The sequence below is a fragment of the Bifidobacterium sp. 7101 genome, from assembly GCF_000499285.1.
Classification (GTDB): Bacteria; Actinomycetota; Actinomycetes; order Actinomycetales; family Bifidobacteriaceae; genus Bombiscardovia; species Bombiscardovia apis_A.
On record NZ_AWUN01000001.1, the window covers coordinates 633655 to 659057 of the forward strand.

The following is a 25403-nucleotide window of genomic DNA, read 5'->3' on the forward strand; positions in this document are numbered from 1 at the left end:
ACATCAGTCCCGGTCCGGGTCGGCCAGAGCAGCCCGCTGGGCCATCCAGGCCTCCACCCCTTCCACGGTCTTGGGGATGCCTGCAGACAGCCACTGGGGTCCTTGCTCGGTCATGAGCACGTCGTCCTCCACGCGCACGCCGATGCCGCGGAATTCCGGGGGAACCAGCAGGTCGTTCTCCTTGAAGTAGAGTCCGGGCTCGATGGTGAAAATCATCCCAGGGGTGATGGGTGCGCCCTGGTAGGACTCGTACCTGGCCTCCGCGCAGTCGTGCACGTCCAGACCCAGGTGGTGGGCGCATCCGCAGGCGTGCCAGCGGCGGTGTTGTTGGCCCTGGGGGGAGAGGGACTCCTCCACGCTGACCTTGAGGATGCCCCACTCGTGCAGGGTTTCGGCCAGCACACGCATGACGGCATGATGGATGTCCGAGTAGGTGGCCCCGGGCTTGGCGGCCTCGAAGCCGGCCTGCTGGGCCTTGAGCACGGTCTGGTAGATTCGCTTCTGCAGGGGGCTGAAGGTTCCGCCTACGGGGAAGGTGCGGGTGATGTCGGCCGTGTATAGGCTGTTGACCTCCACGCCGGCGTCAATCAGGAGCAGGTCGCCCTTCTGGACTGTTCCGTCGTTGCGCATCCAGTGCAGGATGGGGGCATGCTTGCCCGAGGCGATGATGGAACCGTAGCCCACGTCGTTGCCCTTCTCGCGGGCGTTGGCGTTGAAGACACCCTCCAGCATCCGCTCGGAGCGGGGTTTGCCCACCACCTGGGGCAGGTGGGTCAGAATCCGGTCGAACCCGTCCTTGGTGGCGTCGATGGCCTTGCGCATCTCGCCCACCTCGTAGTCGTCCTTGATCATGCGGGCCTCGGAGGTGAACTCTTCAAGCTTGTCGTCGGCTTCCTCATTGCGGTCCGGACCACCGATGCCGTTGGCCTTGCGGGCGGCCTCCACCTGGTTCAGGACCTCCTGGTCGGCAGTGCGGATTACCCGCATCTTGACCGCCCCCTGGTCCGGCCCCAGATCCTTGGCGATGGCATCAGGGAAGGAGGCGATGTCCTTGGTGGGGATGCCGGTCATGATGGCCAGCTCCCGCAGTCCGGCCCGGGGACCCACCCAATATTCCCCGTACTGGGCGGACCGGTAGTAGTCGCGAGTGGACTGGTCGGCCCGGGGATGGACGAAGAGCTCAGGGGTATGGGTCAGGCCCTTGGCGGCCTCAGGACTGTCGGGGTCCACCGGGTCCAGAACCAGGATGGCTCCGGGTTCATAGTCCTCGCCCAGTCCCGTGTAGTAGGCGAAGGTGGTATCTGGGCGGAAGGCGTAATCGTTGTCGTTGTTACGGGTCTTGTAGGAACCGGCGGGAATGACCAGGCGTTCGCCAGGGAAGCGTTTACCCAGTTCACGCAGACGGCGCTCAGTATATTTGCTGGACTCCAGCGGCTCGATCTGCGGCTCCTGGGCCTGCCAGCCGGTGGTCATGAACTTCTGGAAGGCGGGGGAGTTGGGGCGCAGGGTGCGGTTGTTCACCCGGTCCTCCATATTCTGCTCATCCAGGTCCACATTCTTGGGATCAGTGTCTCCTTGTAGATGCTCCTGAGCGGATACGGTCACGTCCTGCCTCCTTGAAATTCCGGTTCTGACTATGTTGGTTCCATGGTAGTGCGTTCGGCCGATGTGACAGTCGGCTGTTTCGGCCTTCAATCGGGGTCGGTCGCGCTTAGAATAGGCGGGAAGCATCCACAGCCAGCAGGAGGCGCAGGCAGAATATGTCATTCGAACACCCCAACAGCAAGGGTCAGAATATTCGCGATGTCGAGCGGGCCATCATGTCGCGTCCCGCCGAGCATGACAGCCCCAAACTGGACTTGGACAGGATGGGGATGATGCTGGACCTGCTAGGCCACCCCGAGCACAGCTTCCGGGTCATCCACGTCACCGGGACCAACGGCAAGGGGTCCACGGCGCGGATGGCCGAGGCTCTGGTGAGGGCCTATGGTCTACGCACCGGGCTCTATACATCGCCCCACCTGGAGCGGATCAACGAGCGGATTGCCATCGACGGCAAGGAGCTCTCAGACGAGGACTTCGTAGACCTATACCAGCAGATCGAGGATTTCATCGCCATGGTGGACAACCGCTTCGCCCAGCAGGGCAGGGCTCCCATGAGCTTCTTCGAGGTTCTGACTGCCATGGCTGTCTGGGCCTTCGCCGACGCCCCCGTGGACGTGGCCATCGTCGAGGTTGGGATGGGCGGTCGCTGGGATGCCACCAACGTCCTCGACGGGGATGCCTCCATCATCGGGCCGGTGGACATGGATCACATGCAGTGGCTGGGGGATACGGTCGAGCAGATAGCAGGAGAGAAGGCCGGGATCATCAAGCCCAAGTCCACGGTCATCGTCGGCGCCCAGCCCCATGAGGATGCCGTCATGCCCATCATCGAGCAGGCCGTGCGCGAGCAGGGCGCCCCTACACTGTTGAGGGACGGCAACGAGCTGGAGGTGGTCTCCCGGATGCCTGCAGTGGGCGGCCAGGTGGCCACTTTGCGCACGCCTCAGGGACTCTACAAGGATGTACCCATCGACAAGTTCGGCGAGCATCAGGCCCACAACGCTCTGGCAGCCCTGGCCGCGGCCGAGACGGTCATCCCTGTCAACGGAGCCCTGGACCAGGATCTGGTGGCCGAGGCCTTGAGCCAGGTGCGCATCCCCGGACGGATCGAACAGGTGCGTACGTCGCCCACCATCATCATCGATGGCGGGCACAACCTGAACGCAGCCCAGTCCCTGCGGGCGGCCATTGAGGAGAACTACGACTTCAAGCAACTGGTGGGTGTGATTTCCATGATGGCCGACAAACAGGTGGAGGACTACCTGGGCCTGCTGGAGCCCGTGCTGGACAGCGTCGTGGTCACCGAGAACTCCTGGAAGGGCCGGGTCATGCCGGCCGAGGATCTGGAGCGGGTCGCCGTCCGGGTCTTCGGGCCCGACAGGGTGGTCCGGCGCGACCGGATGCCCGATGCCATCCAGACGGCCGTCGACATGGTCGACAGCGAGGACCAAACCGGCGTGGGCTATGGCCGGGGAGTGCTGATCTGCGGCAGCTTTGTCACCGCCGGCGATGCCCGCACCCTACTTGCCGAGCGTCCCAATCCCGATTTGGCCAAACCTAAGGCGGAGCGCGCCTGATGTATCTCAAGGAGCTGACCCTCAAGGGCTTCAAGTCCTTCGCCTCGGCCACCACCCTGCGCTTCGAGCCGGGCATCACCGCTGTGGTGGGCCCCAACGGATCAGGCAAATCGAACATCGTCGACGCCCTGGCCTGGGTCATGGGCGAGCAGGGGGCCAAGAGCCTGCGCGGCGGATCCATGGAGGACGTCATCTTCGCCGGCACCTCCTCCAGACCGCCGCTGGGCCGGGCGCAGGTCACCCTGACCATCGATAACACCGACCGGACCTTGGATATCGATTACACCGAGGTCACCATCAGCCGGACCATCTACCGCAACGGCGGGTCCGAATACGCCATCAACGGATCGGACTGCCGCCTGCTGGACATCCAGGAGCTGCTCAGCGACACCGGGCTGGGCCAGCAGATGCACGTGATCGTCGGTCAGGGGCGGCTGGATGCCATTCTAAGGGCTGATCCGGCCGGCCATCGGGCCTTCATCGAGGAGGCGGCCGGCATCCTCAAGCACCGCAAGCGCAAGGAGCGGGCCCTGCACAAGCTGGCCAACACCGAGGCCAACCTGTCCCGCCTGGACGACCTGATCGGCGAGATTCATCGGCAACTGGGGCCGCTGGGACGCCAGGCCAAGGTCTCCCGCCGGGCCGACATGATCCAGGTCAGCCTGCGGGACGCCCAGGCCCGCATCCATGCCGACGACGCCCTGACCTCGCAAAAGAAGCTGGAGGATCTGCGCTCGCGGATGGTTCAGACTCGAGGCCAGCTGGCCAGGGGGCAGGAGGACCTGACCAAGGTCAAGCTGCGCATCGAACAGCTGGAGGGGCTGGATCGGCAGTCCAGCCCGGCCCTGGAGGCGGTCAACCAGCAGTGGAACGACCTGACCAAGCTCGGCGAGCGGTCCGGATCCCTGGCATCCTTGGCCAGGGAACGCAGTCGTTCGCTGGAGGCAGGCATGGTGGCCGACCAGGGACAGGACCCCGGGGTGCTCAGGCGGCGGGCCGACGAGCTCAAGAGTCAGGCCGACCAGGAGGAGGGCCAGGTCGGAGCCGACCGGATCGCCCTGGATGGCTGTGTCCAAGCCCGTGCGGATCTGGAGCGACGGTTGGCCGCTCACCGGCAGACCATGACCGAACTGCGGCAGGCGGCCAGAAAACGGCAGGCTCGGTTGGGGGACCTGGCACAGCTGGTGGCCAAGGAGGAATCGGCTCTGGAACTTTCCAAGCAGCGCGAGCGTGATCTGACCCGGCAGCAGGATCAGCTCAGGGAGGGCCTGGAACGTGCCAGGAACCGGGTACGGGACCTGGACAGCCAGGAGGAAAGCCCTGACCAGGATGGCAGACAGGCACTGGACCAGGCAGGTCAGGTCAGGGACCAGGCCCGCAGCAGGCTCAACGACCTCCAAGAGCACGAACGTCGCATCCAGTCCGATGCCATCTCGGCTCAGGCCAAAGCCGATGCCCTGGCGGACACACTGGACCATCGTGGCGCTAGCGAGGCTCTGTCCCAGGCCGGGGATCCGGCCCTGTTGGGTCAGCTGACCGACTTCGTCCGCGTAGAGGAGGGCTGGGAGGAGCCCCTGGCCCAGGCCCTGCACGACTATGCCTCGGCCCTGGTGGCCAAGGATGGCCAGACGGTCGACCAGGCCCTGGAGCGGGCGCGCCGGGACCGTCTGGGACGCGCCGCACTGATTTCGGCATCAGGCCAGCTCGAGGGGGCAAGCGTAAAGCCCGGCGAGGGCCCCTGGCGGTCGGCCGCTGACCTGGTGGCCCTGCGGGAGCATCCTGCCGATCCTGACCGGGCCCAGGGGGTGCTGGCGGCTGTCCGCAGTCTGCTGGCCTCCACAGCTGCCGTCGATGACGCTGATCAGGCCCACCATGCCCTGGAGGACGGATGGCAGCAGGCGCTGACCCGCCCGGGCGACCTCTATGACCGGGTGGGTGCTGTGGGCGGTTCCGCCCCGGCCACTAGCGACCTGGCGCTGACCGCACGCAGGGATAAGGCCCTGTCGCAGGTGGAGACCCTCCAGGAGGAATCCAAGGCACTGCAGCCGCAGTTGGATGCGGCCCGCGCCGCCCTCGAGCAGGCTGAGCAGAAGCTGCAGGAGGCGCGCAACCAATGCACAGAGGCCCGGGTCAAGGCCGAGCAGGCCTCCCGGGAGCTGGCCGCTGCCCGCAAGGAATCGGATCGGGCCCAGGCCGGGGTCAAGGATTTGGATGACCGGCTGACCCAGGTGCGTGACCAGGTGCGCACCCACGAACTCAAACTGGAGGATCTCAGGGCCGGCCTGGCCCGCGCCCAGAAGGACGGGGGGTCTGACCCTGACGACCCGGAGGGCATGGAAGACCGACAGCATGAATTGGAGACCGCCCTGGACCAGGCCCGAACTGCCGAGATGGAGGCCAAGCTGACCTGGACCGAGACCGACCGGCGGCACGCTTCCCTGCTGCGTCAGATTGATCTGCTGCGGGACCAGGCCGACCAGGCCGAACGCCATCGGCAGCGGATAAATGAGGAGAACCGTCGTCGCAAGGCAGGCATGGCCTCCCTGGGGCTGATTGCGCTCAGGGCCGACCTACTGGCCCAGCTGATCAAAGAGAGGATGGAGCACACGTCCCGCCGCAGGGATCAGCTCAGGGCCAAGGCCTCGGCCCACGACAAGGAGCTAACCGATCTGCGGGCCGACAGGGATGCTCTGGAACCCAAGGTGGCCGGTCTGCGACAGGACGAGCATGGTCTGGATCTGGAGCGGGAGCGTCTGGCCGGCGAGGACGGCCGTCTGCGCCAGAGCATCCAGGATGACCTGGGCATGGAGCCTACGGAGCTGATCCGCGAATACGGTCCCGACCGTCCGGTGCCTGTCCTGGATGACGAGGGCAACCCCGTGCCCCTGGACCAGGAGGGGACGGATGAAGACGGGGATTCACCGGCCTTCAAAACGGTGCCCTACCAGCGCGGTGAGCAGGAGAAGCGGCTGGCCAAGGCCAAGCGGGACCTGGCCGCCCTGGGCAAGGTCAACCCGCTGGCCACCGAGGAATACGAAGCCCTGGAGTCCCGCAACCGCTACCTGCATGAGCAGCGTCAGGATGTGATAGGTTCCCGGGACGATCTGATGGCCCTGGTCAAGGATCTGGATTCGACCATGGTCACGGTCTTCAAGGAGGCCTTCGACGACACCGCCCAGGCCTTCGAACGCATCTTCGCCACCCTCTTCCCCGGAGGGCGCGGGCGGCTGCGGCTGGAGGACCCGGACGACCTGCTGACCACAGGCGTTCTGGTCGAGGCCAGTCCAGCCGGCAAGAAGGTCAGTCGGCTCTCCCTGCTTTCGGGTGGGGAGCGTTCGCTGACGGCCCTGGCCCTGCTCCTGGCCATCTTCACGGCCCGGCCCAGCCCCTTCTATGTCATGGATGAGGTCGAGGCCGCCCTGGATGACGTCAACCTGACCAGACTGCTCAAGGCCTTCGAACAGCTGCGGGAGCATGCCCAGCTGATCATCATCACCCACCAGCAGCGGACCATGGGCATCGCCGATGCCCTCTACGGGGTCACCATGCGGGGGGACGGGGTGACGGCCGTCATTTCCCAGCGGCTGAAGGAGCCGAATCATTCCGGCCGCGAAGAGCCAGAGCCCGATCAAGGGTGACCTCTGCCAGGACTGCCTGAGAGTCCACGATAGGCAGCTGCGGCATGGGGTAGGCCTCGTTGAGCACCGAAAGCTCCGTGCAGCCCAGCAGGACCGAATCGCAGTGGTAGTTGTTCAGGAAGGCTTCGAGGACGCTCAGGTAGCGGTCCCGGTCCAGTCGGCCTTCCTTGACGTCGTCGTAGATCAGCGCGCTCACCCGGTCCTGCAGGGCCTGGTCCGGGTCCACCAGCTGGTAGCCGGCGCTGTCGGCCGGGCCCTGGTAGATGGCGGCATGACGGGACCCCTCGGTGCCCATGTACCCCATGCGCGGATGGGATTTCGCAGGATAGTGCCGATCAGCCCAGTCGATGGTGGCCTGGGGCATGCTCAAAATGGGCACCGGGGTCAGGGCCTGGAGCCTGGGCAGAATCTGATGGGCGGTGTTGCAGGCCATGACCATGAAGGAGGCGCCCATGACTGTGGCCTGGCGCACGTCCTCGGCCAGATAGGGGAAGGGGTCATCCTTGCTGCGGCCCAGGATGAACTCGGTGCGGTCGGGCACGGTGGCGTGGTTGAAGACCACATAGTCCAGAAAGTCCTGGTCCCGGTGCGCCCCGGTCATCCGGTCCAGCACCCGTACGAAGCTCTCGGTGGCCAGCGTGCCCATGCCGCCCAGGACGACGAAGAAGTTTCTCATGCCAGTGTCCTCTTGTCACGGAAGTAGCGCCGGTAACGACGCCGATAGATTGCGAACATGTGTCGAATCAGCAGCCAGCGCTTGAAATTGCGGTCCTTGCCGTACTCCAGGGTGGTGCCCCAGTCCCCGCGGCGAATCATGGCCATGGCCTGTCGCTTGTCCTCGGATTCGGCGCAGTATTTGCGGAAGATGTCCTTGGGGATCTCCATCCAGAGGCGATGCCCCCGGCCGAAGACGGTGCGTCCGTTGAAGGGGGTGTCCAGAACCAGGTCGTCCACGAAGTAGCGGGCCAGGTTGAAGCCGTTCAGGGTGACCACGTAGCTGCTGCGGCCCTGGCGCAGATTGATCTCGAAGAGCTTGTAGATGCCGTCGCGCGGGTCGTACTTCATGTCGAAGTTGGCCACCCCGCTGTACTTGATGTCCTCAAGGAAGGCCTTGATCCGGTCGAAGATGTCCTGGTTGTAGTCGGGGATGATGGCCGCGTAGTTGCCCACGGCCTCGGGCGCGGGATCCTCCAGCAGGGGATGGCCCAGGAACATCATGCGCACCCGGTGGTGACGGTCCACGTAGGCGTTGAGCACCCTCATGTTGTCATCGCCCCCGGGCACGAAGTCCTGGATGACCATCTTGGAGGTGTATCCGGCCTGGTAGGACCTGCGGATCATGGTGTCCAGCTCATTCGGGTTGCTGAAGATGAAGGCCTTCTTCCTGCCCGGGAAGTCGATGCCCAGCCACTCGTCGCTGTCCGCGGGCTTCATGGCCACCGGGTAGTCGAAGGGCAGGTTGCGGTGGCGGCCGGCTTTGACGTCATCGGCATCCACCGAAACAGTCTTCGGGTGGGGCAGATCATAGCGGTCGCAGAGCTCGTAGAAGGAGGATTTGAGCGAGAGGGACCGGTTCAGTTCCTTGTCGATGGCGTTGAAGACGAACCGCTCGCGCAGGGGCTCACCGAACTCGTCCAGCAGGTTGGCGTAGGTGTCCCCGCAGGGCAGCAGGAGCAGGGTGGCCCCTGGGTGGTCCCGGTGATAAGCGTCGGCCCAGTCGTTCAGGGTGGACACGAAGACCTTGGGATTGGTGAAGTCGTGGACCAGGTGCAGGTCCAGGATCTTGCTGTATTTGGTGGGGGAGAGCTGATAGTGGCCGAATGCGGTGGAGACCAGGCCGTAGGCCTCGTGGAAGGCTCGCGCCATCCCGTAGGTGTTGATGTCGGTTCCCAGTATGACCGGTTGGAATTCTTTCATATTTCTGAAACCACCTACCATGTGCTCGTGCGCCCCACCCTGCCGCGGGGCATTCGGCTTTCCATCTTAGAACCTGTCGGAATCGTCAGACCTTGGCTGCGCCTGTGGCTCCCAGGTCGTAGCTTTTTGTGCCCAGCAGGCGTGCCACTACGTGGTCGTCGCCCTCGTAGGGCACGTGGCGGCCCTTGTTCTTGAACCAGCGTTCCTCGCCCTTGCCGGTGACCAGAATGATCCGCAAACGATCCCCCGGCTGGCCTGGTTGGCCAAGACCCTGTTCGATGGCCTGGGTCCTGTCCAGCACCATGCTGGTCTTCAGGTTGGCGTTGGTGACGAAACTCAGCATCTCCTGGTCCACATGTTCCGAGCTTTCCTCGTTTTCGTCGTCAGCGGTCAGGATGAGCCGATCGATACGGTCTTGGGCTGCCTGGACGATGCCCTTTCGGCGGTCGATTCCCCTGCCGCCGGTTGCTCCGCAGACCAGGGTGATCTCAGGTTTGCGCTCGCCGTAGCGCTCATCCACAAAGTCCAGCAGGGCCTTCATGGAGGCGTAATTATGGGCGTAATCGACATAGACAATCCGGTTGTCGGCTTGGAAGCATTCCATCCTGCCGGCGATGCGGATCTTCTCCATGGCGTGGAGTGCATCGGCATCGGGTTCCAGCCCCAGCCGGTTCAGCATGGCAAAGGCGGCTATGGCGTTCAGGGCGTTGAAATCACCGGCTATGGACAGGCTGATCGGGGTCATGGGACCACTGGAGGGGCCGATTAGATAGTCGTTGCCCTTGCCTGGAGCCTTGCGAGCCACGAAGTCGGCCTCTTGTTGGCCGAATCCGAAGGTGGTCACTGGAATGTCGGCGGCTCTCGCATCCTGACGGATCAGGTCGGCCCTCTGGATGTCGGCTCCCATGACCAGCTGCCTGCTGTTGTAGGCTATGCGGCGCTTGCAGTAGAGGTAGTCCTCGAAGGTGGGGTGCTCCATGGGACTGACGTGGTCGGGGGAGATGTTCAGGAAAGCACCCAGGTCGAAGGTCAGTCCATAGACACGATCCACCTTGTAGGCCTGGGAGGAGACCTCCATGACCAGGTAGCGCATGCCGTCATCCACCGCCTGGCGCATCATGCGGAAGAGGTCCAGCGACTCGGGCGTGGTCAGCTGGGATTCTACATAATGGCGGCCGTCCAGGCAGTTGTCCACCGAGGAGAACAGGGCCGCCCGACCTCCGGAGAGTTCGCCCAGCATGGCGTGCAGGTAGTAGGCGGTGGTGGTCTTGCCCTTGGTGCCGGTGATTCCCACCAGGGTCAGCTGGTTCTGGGGGTAGCCGTAGAAGGCGGCCGAGAGCAGGCTCATGGACTTGCGCACGTCGTTGACGATGATTCCCGGGGCGCTGGTGCGGGCGGACAGATCCTGCTGGGCCACGTAGGCTGCCGGGCCTTCGGGGCCACAAGCATCCATGTACTCGGGCAGGAAATGCCCCTTGCAGAAGAGCAGGCTGCCGGGTCCCGCCTGGCGGGTGTCGTAAGTGACGTCGGTGAAGGGCTTGAGCAAATGGTGATCCGCGGGCTGATCCAAGGTCCATCGGTCACCCTGAATTACCTCGCGCAGCTGATCGTGTTTGCGCAGCAGTTCCAGGGCCGAAGCCATCGTCAGCGCCATGCCGTCTTCCTCCTCGTCTGATGGGATTCTTTCAGCCCGACTGCAATCCGGTCGAGGCCAGGTCCAAGTCTATAGTCCCGGCCAGGCAGGCACAGAGGAGTCCCGCCACCCCTTGACCGAAAATATACATATGCTTCAGGTCCCATACCGGAAGTGACTGGGCCAACCATTGCCCGGTGATGAAAGGTCAGAGCCAGGAGTCGGTGACCGGGCGGCGGCCCTGGGAGATCAGGTGCTGGTTGAACTGTTCCCGCCACTTGGCCTGCGCCTGCCGCTGCCAGTCCATCAGGGAGTCCATGGTGATTCGGGCCACCTGGGGGAAGAGGGTGGTCATGGGCTTGATCAGGTCCACGGCGGCCACCGTATCCGCCGTGGCATTGTGGAAGTTGCCGTGGGGGATGACACCGTAGTACTCGCTGGTCATTCCCAGGTTGCGGCGGCCCGACCGATGGGAGATCTCCCTGTCCAGAACAAGAGGGTCCACCACCAGCAGATCGCCTTCGCTCAGGGGCTTGACCGAACCCGCGCACCAGCGCGCGATGTCCCCGTCCAGCATCTGCACGTCGAAGGGGGCGTTGTAGGCCAGCAGGGGGATGCGCTTGTCCTGGGCGCGGGCGATGAATCCGGCCATCTGCTCGGTGGCCAGCTCAGGCTCCATACCCTCGGCGGCCAGCTGCTGATCGGTGAACCCGTTGACCCGACTGGCACCCTTGCTGATATGCCGGTGCGGATTGACTATCCAGGTGGCTACTACATCCCCTGAGTAGCCCTTGGTCGGGTCGCGCAGAACCAGGCTGGCCGAGACAATGCCATCCTTCCCCGGTCTGGTGCCCGTGGTCTCGGTGTCGAACCCCAGAAGCCAGGAGTCCCCTAGGCGAGTTGATCCCTCCTGTTGCGGGGCGGACTCAAGCGCCTGCTCCATGCTTGTGTACTCGGTGTTTTCCATAAGCGTGATTTCTCCTTCGTCATTATGGTAACCGAGGAGCTACCGGCCCGCGACCGGGTCGGAACCGCGACGGGCGAGGGGGGATGGCACAATAGGGGTGTGGCAGATACCAGCGAACTCGAAAGCAGAAAACGTCAATTCGAGGCCCTGGCCATGCCTGCGGTGGATGTGCTTTACCGACAGGCCATGCGCCTGACCAATAACCCCGACGACGCCCAGGATCTGGTCCAGGACACTTTCGAGCGCGGATTCAAGGCTTTTGACCGCTTCCAGCCCGGCAGCAACTTCGAGGCCTGGATGACCACCATCGAGCGCAATGCCTACTTCAACCAGTATCACAAGGCCAAGCGGCGCCCTCAGAGGGCCAACGACTCGACCGGCGAGTACAACGACTGGGACATCTATTCGGCTTCGGAGCACGGGTCCGAGGGGCTCAAGTCCGCCGAGCAGGAGTACATGGAGACCTTCGCCCCCGAGGAGATCATGGCCGCCCTGGACCGGCTCAGTCCGGAACGCCGGCGGGTCTTCATCGATGCCGCCATCGACGGCAAGAGCTACCAGCAGGTGGCCGATGAGGAGGGCATCAAGATCGGCACGGTCATGAGCCGGCTGAACCGTGCTCGATCGCAGCTGCGCCAGGAGCTGGAGCGGTATGGCCAGGAGCGTGGCTACCAGCAGGGTCGTGATGCTGCAGGCAAGCCCTCAGCGGAACAACATGGCGCTGGTGCTGCCAGGCCTAGTATAAAAAAAGAAGATCAGCAGTAAGGGGCGCTGAGGGCCCCCGAAGATTGGGTACCAGGAAGCGGGCAGGAGCATGGACGGACGCGTGGAGATGAGTCACTACGCCTACGATGACGGCGGCTCTGTCAGGGTATCCCACACCAGTCTGCGCATCTACCAGGATGCCTCCTGCGTGGATCCCAGCGATTGCTTCGATCCGGAATCCTGCTGTGATGATCGGGAGCGCATGGTCATCGAGGAGCTGCGCCGATATCTGCGCCCCGAGTGCGCACCGGACTGTCTGCTGGATCGGCTCAGGCATATGTTCGATCAGATGGATGAACTGGAGCAGGGGACCTCGGACCGCACTACAGACAAGTAGATCCAGTCAAGTAGGTCCAGTTTTTTGGGCAGAGCAGCGGTTCTGTCCGGCTATTCAGGCTATTGCAGAAATCATGGTCTTGCGCGTGCAGCCATGTTTTTTTTTACGTATATATGCAAAACCCCGGCACCGTTGGTGCCGGGGCAGACGATCAGGTGTTCGGCCTCTTGCCGTGGTTGGCGGCCTTCTTGCGGCGATCCCTGCGCTTGCGTCCGCGCATGCCCATGATTGGACTCCTTTGCTACTGATGAACCTATAAGCCTTGCCGATTATCGCACACCGGGCTGACCTTTGTCGACCAGCTCGGTTGCGCAGACTCCGCTCAGACCTCTTGTGCCCGATACCCCACCTGGGTGGTGTAGACGGCGGCAGGCTGCAGAATGACCAGGTTCCGGCCGGTTCGGAAAGCGTTGGCATAGGCGGTCATGGGCTCCACGGCAACGCCGGCCGGGCGCATGCCTGCGTCGAATCCGGTCCCGGTGCAGACCTGCCATGAGGTGATGGTCTCATCGCCCCAGAGCTGAATGCGGATGCCGTCCGGCCGGGTGAACCAGGCCGAGCAGGTGCCGTCGTCGTCCCGCTCCACATCGGTCCAGGCATCGTCGAAGTTCGCATCCTCGCCCAGCACAGGACCCTGGCGCAGATCGGTTCGCCCCTGGACGGGTTCGGTGCCGGTGGGCAGCAGCCTGTCCGGATCTACTACCACATGCGTGCGGCAGGGGATGGACAGGGTGCAGGGGGCGTTGTCCTTCTGGATCTGGTCACCTACACCCTGCTTGCCGTTGGCCAGCCAGGGGTGGATGCCGAAGGCCCAGGGTGCTGCATCGTCGCCCAGGTTCAGGGCCCGGGTGGTCATGGTGAGCCCCTGGTCGTCCAGGGTGTAGGTGACGGTGACCACCACGTCGAAGGGGTATCCGCCCATGTCCGGCACCCGCCAGGAAAGGCTGACGGAGTCCTCGGTCAGGGCTTGCAGCCGCCAGTAGGCCCGGTATCCGTAGCCGTGGATGGCGGTGTTCCGGTCGTGCTCGTCGATGGGAAGGGTGTAGGTGTGGCCCTGGAATTCGTAGGTGCCATCCTCGATCCGGTTGGGGAAGGGGACCAGCACGTTCCCGTTGCTGCAGGGTACGGTTCCATCCGGGTCAAAGGAGGCCAGCAGGTCCTTTCCCTGGTATTTCAGAACGCGCAGGATGGCTCCCAGCTCGGTCACCACCGCCTCGTAGTCCCCGTGACGGATGCTGTACTGCTGTCCTGTCCGGGGCACGGCCCCGCCCATCATCTCGTTCGTATGCATGCTCCCACTTCCATAGTGCCGTTGATGCTTGGTACGCCACCATCCTAGCGCCTGGGTGGTCTTGGCTTCTTGGTGAAAGAGTGGCGGATGGACTACCGGGGTGCTCTTCGGCTTTCTACCATGGACTTGCATTGTCCGGAACCGTCCGGATTGACATCGATAAGGAGCGGCAGTGGCAGGATTTCGGACCACCGTGTGCGAACAGCCGACCCCACAGGGGCACGGGCGAGTCATCCTGGCCGATCCGCGCGGGTTCTGCGCGGGGGTGGACCGTGCCATCCAGACTGTGCAGACCATCCTGGATGCGGACAACCCCCACCAGAGTCAGGGTCTGCCCCCGGTCTACGTGCGCCGGCAGATAGTCCACAACAGGCATGTGGTCGAGGACCTGGCCCGGCGAGGAGCCGTATTCGTGGATGAGCTGGACCAGATTCCCGACCAGGCCGTCCGTGCCGGGGTGCCTGTGGTCTTCTCGGCCCATGGAATCGCTCCCTCGGTCGTCAAGGAGGCCCAGCGGCGTGGGATGCGTGTGGTCGATGCCTCATGCCCCCTGGTCAGCAAGGTCCACCGGGAGGTCCACCGCTTCGTTCGCGACGGCTACTCGATTATCTACATAGGCCATCGGGGGCATGACGAGGCTATCGGAGTCATGGGGGAGGCCCCGGACCGGGTTCATCTGGTGGAGCATGAGGATGATATTGAGGCTTTGGACTTCGGACCCGACACCCCGCTGGTCATGCTGACCCAGACCACTCTGAGCCTTGATGAGACCGCCGACCTGGCTGCGGCCCTGCGTCGACGGTTCCCCTGGATCCAGGAGCCACCGGGCTCGGACATCTGCTACGCCACCCAGAACAGGCAGCAGGCGGTCAAGCTGGTGGCCGGTCAAGCAGACTGCATGATTGTGGTGGGTTCGGCCAATTCCTCCAATTCGGTGCGTCTGGTCGAGGTGGCCCGTCAGGCCCTGGATGTGCGCTTTCCTGGTCAGGGCGAGATGAGGGCCCACCGTGTCGACGATGCTGGCGAGCTGGACCCGACCTGGCTGCAGGGCATGGATTCGGTAGGGCTCACCTCGGGTGCCTCGGTTCCCGAAAATCTGGTTCAGGGGGTGCTGGAGACCCTGGCTGCCCGAGGGTTCACCCAGGTGACCCGGGAACGAGCAGTCGACGAGCACATGCACTTCGTCCTGCCTGCCGCCCTTCGTTCAGCACGCGCATCAAAGAAAGTCCCGCAACCACAGGGCTAAGGCCACCGCTCAGATCTTTCAGTCGGTGGCTAGAGGTGCGGTCTTGGCCTTGAGGACACGGATCAGATCCCGAGGGTCCAGCCCAAGGCTGATGCCGCGCTTGCCGCCGGAGACCATGATGGTGTCGAACTCCAATGCACCCTGATCCAGCACGGTCACGTGTTGGGTGCGCTGTCCGAAAGGCGATATACCGCCCAGGACGTATCCGCTCTCTCGTTCGGCCTGGGCCTTGTCGGCCATTTTTACTTTCTTGGCGCCTACAGCTGCCGCCAGGTGCTTGAGGTTCAGGTGGCCGGTCACCGGTACTATGCCGATGACCCGCTCCTTGCCCGTGTCGGCCATCAGGGTCTTGTAGACCGTGCGCGGGTCCAGGCCCAGCTTTTTGGCGGCCTCGATGCCGTACCCCTGGTCCATGTGGTCCGCATTGTGTTGATACTCGTGGATGGTGAAGGGAACCCCCAGACGCTCCAGCTGGGCCATGGCCGGAGTCGCGGCATCTGAGTCTGCCCGCTTCTTCTTGCTCATGACTCCATGCTAAGGTACTGACCGTTCAGGTAGGCTGAGGGGTGTCTTTGGTGCCATTGCGCGGAAAGGGTAGTCCATGACTGCTGTCAATGCCTGGCTGCTCGATGCTGTGACAGGCGGCTGGGGGCTGGCCGTGCTGTTCCTGGCCGCCTTCCTGGATGCCTTGATCATCCCCATACCCACGGAGCTTATGGTTTTGGCCACGGCTTCGGCCTTTCGTGCCTCGGGGCGACCCCTGCCCGTCCTGGTCTTTCTGGTATGCGCCCTGGCCTTCGCGGGCGGCGATGCCTGCACCTATGGGCTGGGGCGGCTGGTCCCGCTGAATCGGCTGGCCGTTTTCCGTGGCGCCGCAGGTAAGGCTGTGACCTCCTGGGCCCACCGGGCCCTGCTGCAGGGAGGCGGATTCTTCACACTGGCCTCGCGCTTCGTGCCCTCGGGCCGGACCGTGGTCAATCTGACAGCAGGCGCGGCGCGGTATCCCCTCAGCCGTTACCTGCCCCTGGCTGCACTGGCCGGTCTGCTCTGGTCCATATACATGTGGACCTTGGGGTATCTGGCCGCCTCCTGGCTGGAGAACAACCCTCTGGCCGTTATGGCCATCGGTTTTTTGGCGGGTATGGTCGTCGGCCTGGTCTGCGACCTGGCCATGCGGGCGCTCACCCGGAGGCGCTGAATACAAACAAGGGGCCCGCCCCGTAGGGAGCGGACCCCGTAATCGCTATGGCCGGAGGAACCGGCCGGATGCTCAGTCGCCCAGCTTGGCGAAGTAGAGCAGGGTGCGGATCATGTTACTGGTGAAGCCGTACTCGTTGTCATAGAAGGCAACGGTGCGGACCATCTGATCGTCACCGTAGGTGTTGACATCGGTCTGGGTGGGGTCGAAGATGCCACCGTGGGTGTCGCCGATCACGTCGGAGGAGACGATGCCCTCGTCGTTGTAGCCGAAGTAGTCCTTGCCCTCGAAGGCCTTCTTGGCGGTGTCGTTGATCTCGTCGACAGTGACCTTCTTGTTCAGGATGCAGAACAGTTCGGTGACAGAGCCGGAGGGAACGGCCACACGCTGTGCATGGCCCTGCAGCTTGCCGTCGACGGAGGGAACGACCTTGCCGATGGCCTTGGCGGCACCGGTGGAGTGCTCGATGGTGTTGAGGGCGGCGGCGCGGGTGTTGCGCGGCTTGTTGCCCTTGGGGCCATCCAGCAGCATCTGGGAGCCGGTGTAGGCGTGGATGGTGGTCATGTAGCCGATGCGGATGCCGAAGTTGTCATCCAGCATCTTGACCATGGCGGCCAGGGAGCCGGTGGTGCAGGAGCCGGCGGAGATGATCTTGTCGGAGGGCTTCAGGGTCTCCTCGTTGACGCCGTAGACCACGGTGGGCGTGGTGTCGTCCTTGGCGGGAGCGGAGATCAGAACCTTCTTGGCCCCGGCGTTCAGGTGGGCCTGGGACTTCTCGGAGGAGGTGTAGAAGCCGGTGCACTCCAGCACGTAGTCCACGCCGTCGTTCTTGACCCAGGGGATGTTGTTGGCATCCTTCTCGGCGTAGACCGGGATCTCCTTGCCGTCCACCACGATGGCGGTGTCGGTTGAGGTGACCGACACATTGGTGCCGTCGTCGTGACGGAAGGTGCCCTGGGTGCTGTCGTACTTGAGCAGATAGGCCAGAATGGCCGGGGTGGTCAGATCGTTGATGGCGGCAACCTCGATGTTGGAGGCGTCGCCGCCACGGGCCTGGAGCTCAAAGATGCGCCGGAAGGCCAGACGACCGATGCGTCCGAATCCGTTGATGCCAATCTTTACTGTCATTCAATTCTCCCTTGGAGATTGGCCGTATACAGCACAAAAATTACCGGACCGTATATGGCCGATTACTGATAACATCTCATAGTTTATAGAACCCTGTGTACTTATAGCAAGCGATTACGCGGGTTCTGCCAAGGAAAAAACGAACAAAAAAAATGGTAGGTTTTGTTGTTTGTTTGCGCAACAAAACGATCAGGAATTGTGAGGATTTTCGTTCGTATCGGCCAGCCAATCCTCCCACTGCTGCTGGCGGAATCCGACCAGGACATGCCGGCCGTCCAGCAGGATGGGACGCTTGACCAGCATGCCGTCGGTCGACAGCAGTTGCAGAGCCTGCTCCGTATCCATCTGCGGCAGGCGCTTGCTCAGGCCCTGGCTGCGATAGGCCTGACCCGAGGTGTTGAAGAATCGCCGAACGGGCAGGCCGCTCATGTTCAGCCATTCGGTCAGTTCCTTCTGGGTGGGGTGGTCCCCCTTGATGTCTCTCTCGGTGAAGTCCACATTGTGGTCACGCAGCCAGGTGCGGGCCTTGGCGCAGGTGGAGCAGCGGCTGTAGCAGATGAAGAGCGGGTGTTCGGGTGTAGGTGATGCTGTCATAGTTTTCCTTTCCAAGTAGGATTTCAAGTCAAAAGAGGCTCAGGCCAGCCGTCGGGAGGGCCGGGTCTCCAGGGAGCCCAGGTCGGCCTTGGGCACCAGGCTGGTGCTCCAGACCGGCTCGGGCGCCGAAGTGGGGTAGGTGACGAACACGGTTCCCTGCTTCAAGGCTATGTGTGCGGGCTTGCCGGGCAGGAACTCGTTGCTGACGCCGGTCACCTGCTGGTTGGTCATGGTCATGCCGTCCGTCTGGTATTTGAGACCCTGCTCGACCACGCCTAGGGCCTGGTCGTCGGCAGCCAGGACGGAGACCATGGACCTGGGCGGGCAGTCCCAGGCGGGGAAGTCCAGGTTTCCGGGGCCAAGTGCCGTGACCAGCATCCCCTGGCCCCAGAGTTCGGCCCGGCCCCCGCTGGCGGCGATCAGATGGAGCAGATTCAGGTTGGCCAGCGTGTGGTCCATACGCCCGCCCAAGCCACCATATATAAGGAATCGTCGGCAACCCCGCTGCCAGCCCACCTTGACCGCAGCCAGCAGGTCAGTGTCGTCCTTTTCGGCGGGCAGGACCCGGCGGGGGATGTCTGTACGCAGCTTTCGGCTGCCGGCGGGTAGGGAGTCGAAGTCACCCACGACCAGTTCGGGCTCGTCCCCGTGCTCTAGGGCCGGCTCCAGTCCGCCGTCCGCTGCGATGACCAAGGCCTGTCCGCCGCGTGCCGTCTCTTCGCCAAAGTACTGTCCGGCGCCCCAGATCCGGCAGATCGGTGCCTGAACAGACTGACCGTCATCCTGCATAAGATTCTTCTTTCTGCGCTCGCCCATTGGACGCGCCCCCATCATCCCAGACCAACCAGACGGATCAGGAAGATCAGCCACCCTTGCACCAGGGCCATGTAGGTCAGGGTGCCGCAGGCGATGCTGACCATCATGTTGCGCCAGCGTAGGTGGACCAGGGCCGTGACCAGCAGAGCCAGGGCTTCATAGAGCCCGTGGTCGCCTCCCATCAGGTTGGTGTGTCTCAACGAATAGACCACCAGCAGTCCCATGACGGCGGCGGGCAGCAGGCGTCCCAGCCTGGTCACCAGAGCTGGCGGCCGGCGCCCCTCCGGCCAGATTATGAAGGGCAGGAATCTGGTGGCCATGGTTCCCAGGACCACAATGCCTATGGTGATCAGTTGCTGCGCAGTGGTCATGAGGCCTCCCTTTGGTTGTGGAAGTCCAAGAGGATGAAGATGGCCAGGATGACCACCATGGACGGAATGATGAACCGGTCGGGTCCGAAGATCAGCAGGCAGGCCAGAGAGGCCAGCAGACCGATCAGGGCCGGCAGGCGGGCCTCGGCCTGACGCCACTGCTCCAGGAAGAGGACCAGAAACATGGCGGTCAGCACGAAATCCAGACCTCTGGTGTCGAAGTTCGCCAGGTTGCCCAGCACAGCACCCAGGGTGGCGCCTCCCACCCAGTAGATCTGGTTGAGCAGGGTGACGAAGAAGAGATACCAGCCCTTGTCCGTCCCGGCCGGGTGAGGATCGGCAGACTCCAGGGCGAAGGTCTCATCACACATGCCGAAGATCAGGTAGGGCTTCTTCCGGCCCGTCCCTCGAAAGACTGGGAGCATGGCCAGGCCGTAGAAGAGGTGGCGTGCATTGACCATCAGGGTCAGCATCAGCGCGCCCCAGGGATTGAAGGTGGACATGAGCAGGTCCACGGTCACGAACTCCATGGACCCGGCGTAGATCAGGGCGCTCATGGCCAGCGGGTAGATCACCGGGAACCCGCGGCTGGTCATCAGAAAACCGTAGGAGATTCCCAGCACCAGGAATCCGGCCATGATGGGCAGGGTCCGTGGGAAGGCCGCAGCCAGGGAGCCCAGAATGGTCCCGGCGGACCTCGTGTCTTTGTCAGCATCTTCCTGCGCTCGCTGCATGACCCGCCTCCTGACTTCGATTTGGAGATGGTCATATGATAATCGCCTCTTACGCTGCTGGGGCAAGCCGGTCGACAATGTGAGAAGGCTGTCAAGACGCAACAGGGGCGGAATAGGCGCTCTCCTGCTCCTGTTGAGCCTAGCGAAGGCACAGGCATGCGAGGAGGAATCATGGACAAGAACAAGATTTCAGCCAACAACCCTGCCGCGGTCGTCCTGGCGGGGGGTTGCTTCTGGGGCATCGAGCGGTTCTTCCAGGAGGTGGACGGGATTGTCGACACCCAGGTGGGATACGCCCAGTCCACAGTGCCCAACCCCAGCTATGAGCAGGTCTGCAGCGGTGTCACCGACGCCGTGGAGAGCGTGCGGCTGACCTATGATCCCCAGACGGTCAGTCTGCGGACCCTGACCCTGCTTCTGCTGGATCTGATCGACCCATTCTCGGTGGATCGGCAGGGTAACGACCGGGGTCGGCAGTATCGGAGCGGCCTCTACTGGGATCCCGAGCATCGCGAGCAGGAGGAGCCCGTCTTCCGGCGCGCCTTGGAGGAGCTGGAGCACAGGACCGGCCGTCATCCCGCTGTGCAGGTGGAGGCTCTGATCAACTTCTACCCGGCGGAGGAGTCCCACCAGGACTATCTGCTCAAGAACCCAGGCGGATACTGCCACATACCGCTGGAGGCCATCGCCAACGCCGCCTCCCGCCAGCGCTACATCGAGCGCATCTGGTCCCTGGACCCTGAAAGCTACGAGGTGACCCAGCACTCGGCCACCGAGCGGCCCTTCATCAACGCCTACGACGGGGAGTTCCGCCCCGGCATCTATGTGGACGTGGTCAGTGGGCAGCCGCTCTTCTCATCGGCGGACAAGTACGACTCGGGCTGCGGCTGGCCGGCATTCACCAAGCCCATTGATCCAGACCTGCTGGTCAACCGCAAGGACTACAAGCTGCTGGGTCGGCCTCGGATCGAGGTGCGGACGGCACAGACCGGCATCCATCTGGGACACGTCTTTGACGACGGTCCGGCCGACCGTGGCGGGCAGCGCTACTGCATGAACTCCGCCGCCCTGCGGTTCGTGCCACGTGACCGGATGGAGGAGGAGGGCTACGGCGACTACCTGCCCCTGGTGGACGGAGCAACCGCCTGACCAGGCCCGGTCCTGAGGGTTGTGTTATACTGCTACTCGGCTTGAGAAATCAAGAAAGCGGATGATCCCACCTGGGAGCCTTCCATGGCTTCGGGTTCGACCTGCTCCGGTGACGGTCGGCCGTCATCATGTACGGTGCAGGCATTGGCGGTTTCGTTGCCATATGGCTGCGGCGGCCATGTTCGAAACTATGGGTTCTTCGCTGGGCAGTGGATGTTGTGGTATTTGAGAAGGAGTCATCATTAGCGACGAACCAAGGATTAACGACGATATACGAGTGTCTCAGGTACGCCTGATCGGGCCCAACGGCGAGCAGGTGGGAATCATTGCGACCTCCGTCGCCCTCAACCTGGCCAAGGAGGCCAACCTTGACCTGGTCGAGGTTGCACCCAAGGCCAAGCCTCCGGTCGCCAAGCTCATTGATTACGGCAAGTTCAAATACAACGAGAAGATCAAGGCTCGTGAGGCGCGTCGCAACCAGAGCATGTCGGAGATCAAGGAGATCCGCTTCAGATTGAAGATCGACGACCACGACTTCGAGGTCAAGGAGGGGCACGTGCGCCGCTTCCTGTCCGCAGGAGACAAGGTCAAGGTCACCATCATGCTGCGTGGGCGTGAGCAGTCCCGACCCATCGGCGGCGTGGAGCTTCTGCGCAAGCTGGCTGACGACGTTGCGGATCTGGGCTCTATCGAGTTTGCCCCCAAGCAGGAGGGGCGCAACATCATCATGACCCTGTCGCCCAAGGGCAAGAAGGTCCACACCCAGTCCGAGCAGCGTCGGCGGGGCGGCCAGGCCCGTGCCGAGCGCAAGGCCCGTCAGGCGGCCCATCTGGCTGCCAAGGCCGACAACAATACTTCTCCCAAGCAGATGAAATCCAAGGAGGGCAGCAATGCCGAAGATGAAAAGTAACTCCGCCGCATCCAAGCGCGTCCGGACCACGGGTTCGGGCAAGCTCATGCACGCCGGGACCGGTATGCGCCACAATCTGGAGCACAAGTCGGCCAAGAAGCGTCGTCACCTGTCCACTGACGAGGTGCTCGCTCCGACCCAGTCCAAGAACATGAAGAGGATGCTGGCCCGCTGAGCGGGTGCTGTCGCGTCGAGTGAGATTTTAGAAAGCTGAGGAATATCTATGGCACGAGTCAAGCGGGCAGTCAACGCGCATAAGAAGCGTCGGGTCGTCCTGGAGCGGGCGTCAGGCTACCGTGGCCAGCGCTCCCGTCTCTACCGCAAGGCCAAGGAGCAGCTGCTCCATTCATATACGTACAACTTCCGGGACCGCAAGGCCCGCAAGGGCGACTTCCGCAAGCTGTGGATCCAGCGCATCAACGCCGGATGCCGCGCCCAGGGAATCACCTACAACCGCTTCATCCAGGGTCTGCGCCTGGCCGGGATCGAGCTGGACCGCCGCGCCCTGGCCGACCTGGTCGTCAACGACATCGACACCTTCAACGCCATCGTGGCTGAGGCCAAAAAGGCCCTGCCTGCCGATGTGAACGCTCCGGTCGCTGCCTGATCAGCGGACCTGAACACCGTATTGCAAGAACCTCGCCTTTCGCGGGGTTCTTTGCATATTTGACCATTCCCCAGCTGGACGGTAAGTTGATTGACGACAATGATGCCGGGAGCCGCCATGAATGAAGATCACAGCCTAGACGCATCGGCTGTCTCGGCAGCATCGGCGGGTCAGTCCATTCCACCAGAGAGCAGCGGTAGACCCAAGCCGGCTAGAATCAATCAGTCGCGCCCTATTCTGCGGTCGCGGGTTTTTCTCTATGTGACGGAGTTCTTCTCGGGGATGGCCGTCATGGCCGCCGAGCTCGGGGCCTCCCGTCTGCTGGCTCCTTACTTCTCGTCCTCCCAGATCGTGTGGACCATCATCATCGGGACCATCATGATCGCCCTGGCCCTGGGCGCCGTTGTCGGCGGTCGCTGGGCCGATAGAAACCCTGACCCGGACAGGCTCTACCTGTGCATTATGGCCGCGGCCGTCTGGATTGCCCTGATCCCCCTGGTCGGCAAGTATCTGATCATCCTGATCTCGGGGCTGCTGATTGTGGCCGTCTCCACCAACTTCCTGGTCCTGGCGGCTTTCATCTCCTGCCTGATCATCTTTGTTCCGCCCCTCTTCCTCCTGGGGACTATCACACCCGGCCTGGTCAAGAGCGCCACCGACTCCCTGGATGACAACGCTTCGGTGGTCGGCCGGCTCAGCGCCTGCAACACCGTGGGATCCATCCTGGGTACCTTTCTGCCCACCTTCGTGACCATCCCTGCCGTAGGGACCTTCGTAACCTTTCTGATTTTCTCCGGGATACTGCTCCTGGTGGCCTTGGCCTATTTTCTTTCCTCACAGGTGCACCGCCTGGCCTGCCTGATCGCCACGGTGGCCTTTGTGGCCTCGGCAGCCCTGTCCCCGATGACGGGGTTCGCCTTCTGGGAGAAGGGCCTGACCTACGAGGGCGAGTCCATCTACAACTACCTGCAGGTCAAAACCCTGGCGGACAGAACCATTCTTTCCACCAACGTGCTCTTCGGCGTCCAGTCGGTGACCATGAAGCATCCCGGGATGACCGGCATGTACTACGACACGGCCCTGGCGGCGCCGCTCATGGCTGATCAGGCCCGCTCGGCCTTGATCCTTGGCATGGGGACAGGGACCTACGCCCGGCAGCTGAGGCGGTACTATCCTCGGATGGCCATCCAGGGGGTTGAGATCGATCGGACCATCAGCGACCTGGCCATCAAGTATTTCGATCAGCCGAGCGATATTCCGGTTTCCACCTACGACGGCCGAGCCTGGCTGGCAGCCAGTGGTCAGCGCTACGATCTGATCATGGTTGATGCCTATCAGGACATCACCATACCCTTCCAAATGAGCTCCACCGAGTTCTTCGGCCTGGTCAGGAAGCACCTGAATCCGGGTGGTGTCATGGTGGTCAACATGAACATGATCGACGACGGCCAGGGGTTCATCAATGCAGCCCTGACCAACACCATCACCAGGGTCTTCGGATCCGACGCCATTCTGACGGCCGACGTGCCTCGTACCACCAACCGCGAGCTCTTTGCGCGTCGCCCAGTTTCCGAGGCTTTTGCGGAATCTGGAGGACCCAGGAAGGCGACGATGCGGGACTATCCTGGTTCTGACTTGCTGGCAGAAGCTGCCTCCCGGGTCAGTCCTGATCCGGATCTGTCGCAGATGATGGAGCAGGTCAGCTCCCGTTTGAGCACGGTTGGGAATGCAAAGGGCAGGGTATTGACCGATGACAATGCGCCGGTGGAGTTGCTGGGCATGCACGCCATCGACGGCATCATCAGCAGGGAGGCCGGCCCCTACCGACGCATTCTTCAGCAAGAGGGGATTCAAGGGCTGATCCGTGAGGTCTCCTAGGCGGTTGTCTCAATCCCAAGCGCGTTGGAAGCATGGAAACAGGGGAGCGTAGCGTTACTATGGCCTGAGACCAGCACTGATGAAAGAGAACCGGAGGTTAAGCGGTAGTGGACGGTGATCATCAGGAGGGGCTGACCGCATTGTTGGATCAGTTCCTGGCCTATACCGGTCTGGAGCGGGGTCTTGCCCCCGCCACGGTCAAGGCTTATAAGTCCGATTTGACCATGTATATCAACTGGTTGTCCGGCCGCTGCATCACCAGCCTGGAGCAGATCCAGACCGCCGATGTGGAAGGTTTTCTTGCCCATCTGGCCGATGAGAGCCCGGCCAGCCGCTCGCGGAGGATGGCCGCCGTCCATGAATGGCACCGGTTCGCCCTCAAGCAGGGGGTGACCGACCGGGATGTCTCCCGTACCGTCAAGGCTCCCAAGGGAACCTCGGCCCTGCCGGATGTGCTGGACGTGGACCAGGTGACCCGGCTGCTGGATGTGGCCGCCATGGGCGGGTCCAAGGATCCGGTGGTCCTGCGGGACAAGGCCCTGCTGGAATTCATGTACGCCACCGGCTGCCGGGTCTCGGAGGCCGTAGGCACCAACCTTGAGGACATGGACCTGGATGAGCGGGTGGTCCGTCTGACAGGCAAGGGCGACAAGCAGCGTCTGGTGCCCATGGGATCCTATGCCTGCCAGGCCATGCAGACCTACCTGAATCTGGGGCGGTCCAGCCTGTGTAATCGGGCCACCAAGGGCAGGGAGCTGCGGGCTGTCTTCCTCAACAAGCGGGGTAAGCGGCTGACCAGGCAGACGGTCTGGCAGGTGGTCAGGGATGCGGGCCGCCGGGCGGGACTGAACAGGCCCCTGCACCCTCACACTTTGCGGCACTCCTTCGCCACTCATCTGCTGGAGGGAGGCGCCGATGTGCGTTCGGTCCAGGAGCTGCTGGGCCACGCTTCGGTGACCACGACACAGATTTACACACACGTCAGCCCCCAGGCCCTGATGGAGACCTACCAGACGGCCCATCCCCGCGCACGCTGACCCGC

25 protein-coding genes are annotated in these 25403 nt (G+C 63.2%); 12 read left to right on the plus strand and 13 right to left on the minus strand.

What is annotated here, in order from left to right; genetic code table 11:
- Nucleotides 1–3: 3 nt before the first annotated feature.
- On the minus strand, nt 4–1605 hold the full coding sequence (locus P272_RS0102375) for an aminopeptidase P family protein (RefSeq protein ID WP_029677972.1): 1602 nt from the start codon (nt 1603–1605) through the stop codon (nt 4–6).
- Between the two features lie 155 nt (nt 1606–1760).
- Between P272_RS0102375 and P272_RS0102380 the strand changes: the two genes are divergently transcribed.
- Together P272_RS0102380 and smc are read left to right on the plus strand one after the other, a co-directional pair.
- Nucleotides 1761–3182 (plus strand): bifunctional folylpolyglutamate synthase/dihydrofolate synthase, encoded by a 1422-nt coding sequence (locus P272_RS0102380; RefSeq protein WP_029677973.1) that lies wholly within the window; start codon nt 1761–1763, stop codon nt 3180–3182.
- Nucleotides 3182–6820: a chromosome segregation protein SMC gene (gene smc / locus P272_RS0102385; protein ID WP_029677974.1), complete on the plus strand. Its 3639-nt coding sequence runs from the start codon at nt 3182–3184 to the stop codon at nt 6818–6820. Before P272_RS0102380 ends, smc begins: the two co-directional genes overlap by 1 nt.
- Here the strand turns inward: smc and P272_RS0102390 are convergent.
- From P272_RS0102390 to P272_RS0102405, 4 genes are all read right to left on the minus strand, one after another.
- Entirely contained in the window at nt 6753–7496 is a 744-nt protein-coding gene (locus P272_RS0102390) for an aspartate/glutamate racemase family protein (protein WP_029677975.1), read from the minus strand. The genes smc and P272_RS0102390 overlap by 68 nt on opposite strands.
- Complete coding sequence (locus tag P272_RS0102395) at nt 7493–8737, minus strand: carboxylate--amine ligase (protein WP_029677976.1); 1245 nt, start codon at nt 8735–8737, stop codon at nt 7493–7495. The genes P272_RS0102390 and P272_RS0102395 overlap by 4 nt, the downstream gene beginning before the upstream one ends.
- An 85-nt stretch (nt 8738–8822) precedes the next feature.
- A complete protein-coding gene (locus tag P272_RS0102400; protein ID WP_029677977.1) occupies nt 8823–10391 on the minus strand; it encodes a Mur ligase family protein in 1569 nt (522 codons plus the stop codon).
- A 187-nt stretch (nt 10392–10578) separates the two neighbouring features.
- Complete coding sequence (locus tag P272_RS0102405; protein ID WP_029677978.1) at nt 10579–11337, minus strand: exonuclease domain-containing protein; 759 nt, start codon at nt 11335–11337, stop codon at nt 10579–10581.
- A 153-nt stretch (nt 11338–11490) separates the two neighbouring features.
- On the opposite strand from P272_RS0102405, the gene P272_RS0102410 reads away from it, so the two are divergent.
- Nucleotides 11491–12102, plus strand: a complete 612-nt coding sequence (locus P272_RS0102410; RefSeq protein ID WP_081709018.1) for a sigma-70 family RNA polymerase sigma factor — start codon at nt 11491–11493, stop codon at nt 12100–12102.
- A 49-nt stretch (nt 12103–12151) separates the two neighbouring features.
- Nucleotides 12152–12439: a hypothetical protein gene (locus P272_RS0102415; protein ID WP_198186955.1), complete on the plus strand. Its 288-nt coding sequence runs from the start codon at nt 12152–12154 to the stop codon at nt 12437–12439.
- Between the two features lie 151 nt (nt 12440–12590).
- Here the strand turns inward: P272_RS0102415 and P272_RS09660 are convergent, their stop codons facing one another.
- On the minus strand, nt 12591–12665 hold the full coding sequence (locus P272_RS09660; RefSeq protein ID WP_099327425.1) for a 50S ribosomal protein bL37: 75 nt from the start codon (nt 12663–12665) through the stop codon (nt 12591–12593).
- 96 nt (nt 12666–12761) lie between these two features.
- On the minus strand, nt 12762–13730 hold the full coding sequence (locus P272_RS0102420) for an aldose 1-epimerase family protein (protein ID WP_155804927.1): 969 nt from the start codon (nt 13728–13730) through the stop codon (nt 12762–12764).
- A gap of 172 nt (nt 13731–13902) precedes the next feature.
- Here P272_RS0102420 and P272_RS0102425 point away from each other — a divergent pair, with 172 nt between their 5' ends.
- Nucleotides 13903–14976, plus strand: coding sequence for a 4-hydroxy-3-methylbut-2-enyl diphosphate reductase (locus P272_RS0102425; protein ID WP_044097653.1), 1074 nt, complete (start codon nt 13903–13905; stop codon nt 14974–14976).
- 18 nt (nt 14977–14994) lie between these two features.
- Here the strand turns inward: P272_RS0102425 and ybaK are convergent, their stop codons facing one another.
- Nucleotides 14995–15501, minus strand: coding sequence for a Cys-tRNA(Pro) deacylase (gene ybaK, locus P272_RS0102430; protein WP_029677983.1), 507 nt, complete (start codon nt 15499–15501; stop codon nt 14995–14997).
- Nucleotides 15502–15577: 76 nt separating this feature from the next.
- Between ybaK and P272_RS08840 the strand changes: the two genes are divergently transcribed.
- Nucleotides 15578–16174, plus strand: coding sequence for a DedA family protein (locus P272_RS08840; protein ID WP_052323135.1), 597 nt, complete (start codon nt 15578–15580; stop codon nt 16172–16174).
- 72 nt (nt 16175–16246) lie between these two features.
- On the opposite strand, the gene gap is transcribed toward P272_RS08840, so the two are convergent.
- The 5 genes from gap to P272_RS0102460 all read right to left on the minus strand — a co-directional run bounded on the left by gap (nt 16247) and on the right by P272_RS0102460 (nt 19817).
- Nucleotides 16247–17302 carry a type I glyceraldehyde-3-phosphate dehydrogenase gene (gap, locus tag P272_RS0102440; protein ID WP_029677985.1) on the minus strand — a complete coding sequence of 352 codons (1056 nt, stop codon included), beginning with the start codon at nt 17300–17302 and terminating at the stop codon, nt 16247–16249.
- Between the two features lie 189 nt (nt 17303–17491).
- On the minus strand, nt 17492–17896 hold the full coding sequence (locus P272_RS0102445) for an arsenate reductase family protein (protein WP_029677986.1): 405 nt from the start codon (nt 17894–17896) through the stop codon (nt 17492–17494).
- A gap of 39 nt (nt 17897–17935) precedes the next feature.
- On the minus strand, nt 17936–18712 hold the full coding sequence (locus tag P272_RS0102450) for a thiamine diphosphokinase (protein WP_172636691.1): 777 nt from the start codon (nt 18710–18712) through the stop codon (nt 17936–17938).
- A gap of 14 nt (nt 18713–18726) precedes the next feature.
- Entirely contained in the window at nt 18727–19083 is a 357-nt protein-coding gene (locus tag P272_RS0102455; protein ID WP_029677988.1) for a branched-chain amino acid transporter permease, read from the minus strand.
- The gene (locus P272_RS0102460; RefSeq protein ID WP_029677989.1) at nt 19080–19817 is read right to left on the minus strand and encodes an AzlC family ABC transporter permease; all 738 of its coding nucleotides are present in this window, start codon (nt 19815–19817) and stop codon (nt 19080–19082) included. Before P272_RS0102460 ends, P272_RS0102455 begins: the two co-directional genes overlap by 4 nt.
- Nucleotides 19818–19988: 171 nt before the next feature.
- On the opposite strand from P272_RS0102460, the gene msrB reads away from it, so the two are divergent.
- From msrB to xerD, 6 genes are all read left to right on the plus strand, one after another.
- The gene (gene msrB / locus P272_RS0102465; RefSeq protein ID WP_044097655.1) at nt 19989–20966 is read left to right on the plus strand and encodes a peptide-methionine (R)-S-oxide reductase MsrB; all 978 of its coding nucleotides are present in this window, start codon (nt 19989–19991) and stop codon (nt 20964–20966) included.
- A gap of 238 nt (nt 20967–21204) precedes the next feature.
- A complete protein-coding gene (infC, locus tag P272_RS0102470) occupies nt 21205–21876 on the plus strand; it encodes a translation initiation factor IF-3 (protein ID WP_029676114.1) in 672 nt (223 codons plus the stop codon).
- The gene (gene rpmI, locus P272_RS0102475; RefSeq protein ID WP_015021617.1) at nt 21857–22051 is read left to right on the plus strand and encodes a 50S ribosomal protein L35; all 195 of its coding nucleotides are present in this window, start codon (nt 21857–21859) and stop codon (nt 22049–22051) included. Before infC ends, rpmI begins: the two co-directional genes overlap by 20 nt.
- 48 nt (nt 22052–22099) lie before the next feature.
- The gene (rplT, locus tag P272_RS0102480; protein WP_015021618.1) at nt 22100–22483 is read left to right on the plus strand and encodes a 50S ribosomal protein L20; all 384 of its coding nucleotides are present in this window, start codon (nt 22100–22102) and stop codon (nt 22481–22483) included.
- A 291-nt stretch (nt 22484–22774) separates the two neighbouring features.
- The gene (locus tag P272_RS0102485) at nt 22775–24361 is read left to right on the plus strand and encodes a spermidine synthase (protein ID WP_081709019.1); all 1587 of its coding nucleotides are present in this window, start codon (nt 22775–22777) and stop codon (nt 24359–24361) included.
- 107 nt (nt 24362–24468) lie between these two features.
- Nucleotides 24469–25398 carry a site-specific tyrosine recombinase XerD gene (gene xerD, locus P272_RS0102490; RefSeq protein ID WP_029677992.1) on the plus strand — a complete coding sequence of 310 codons (930 nt, stop codon included), beginning with the start codon at nt 24469–24471 and terminating at the stop codon, nt 25396–25398.
- The last annotated feature ends 5 nt before the right edge of the window (nt 25399–25403 follow it).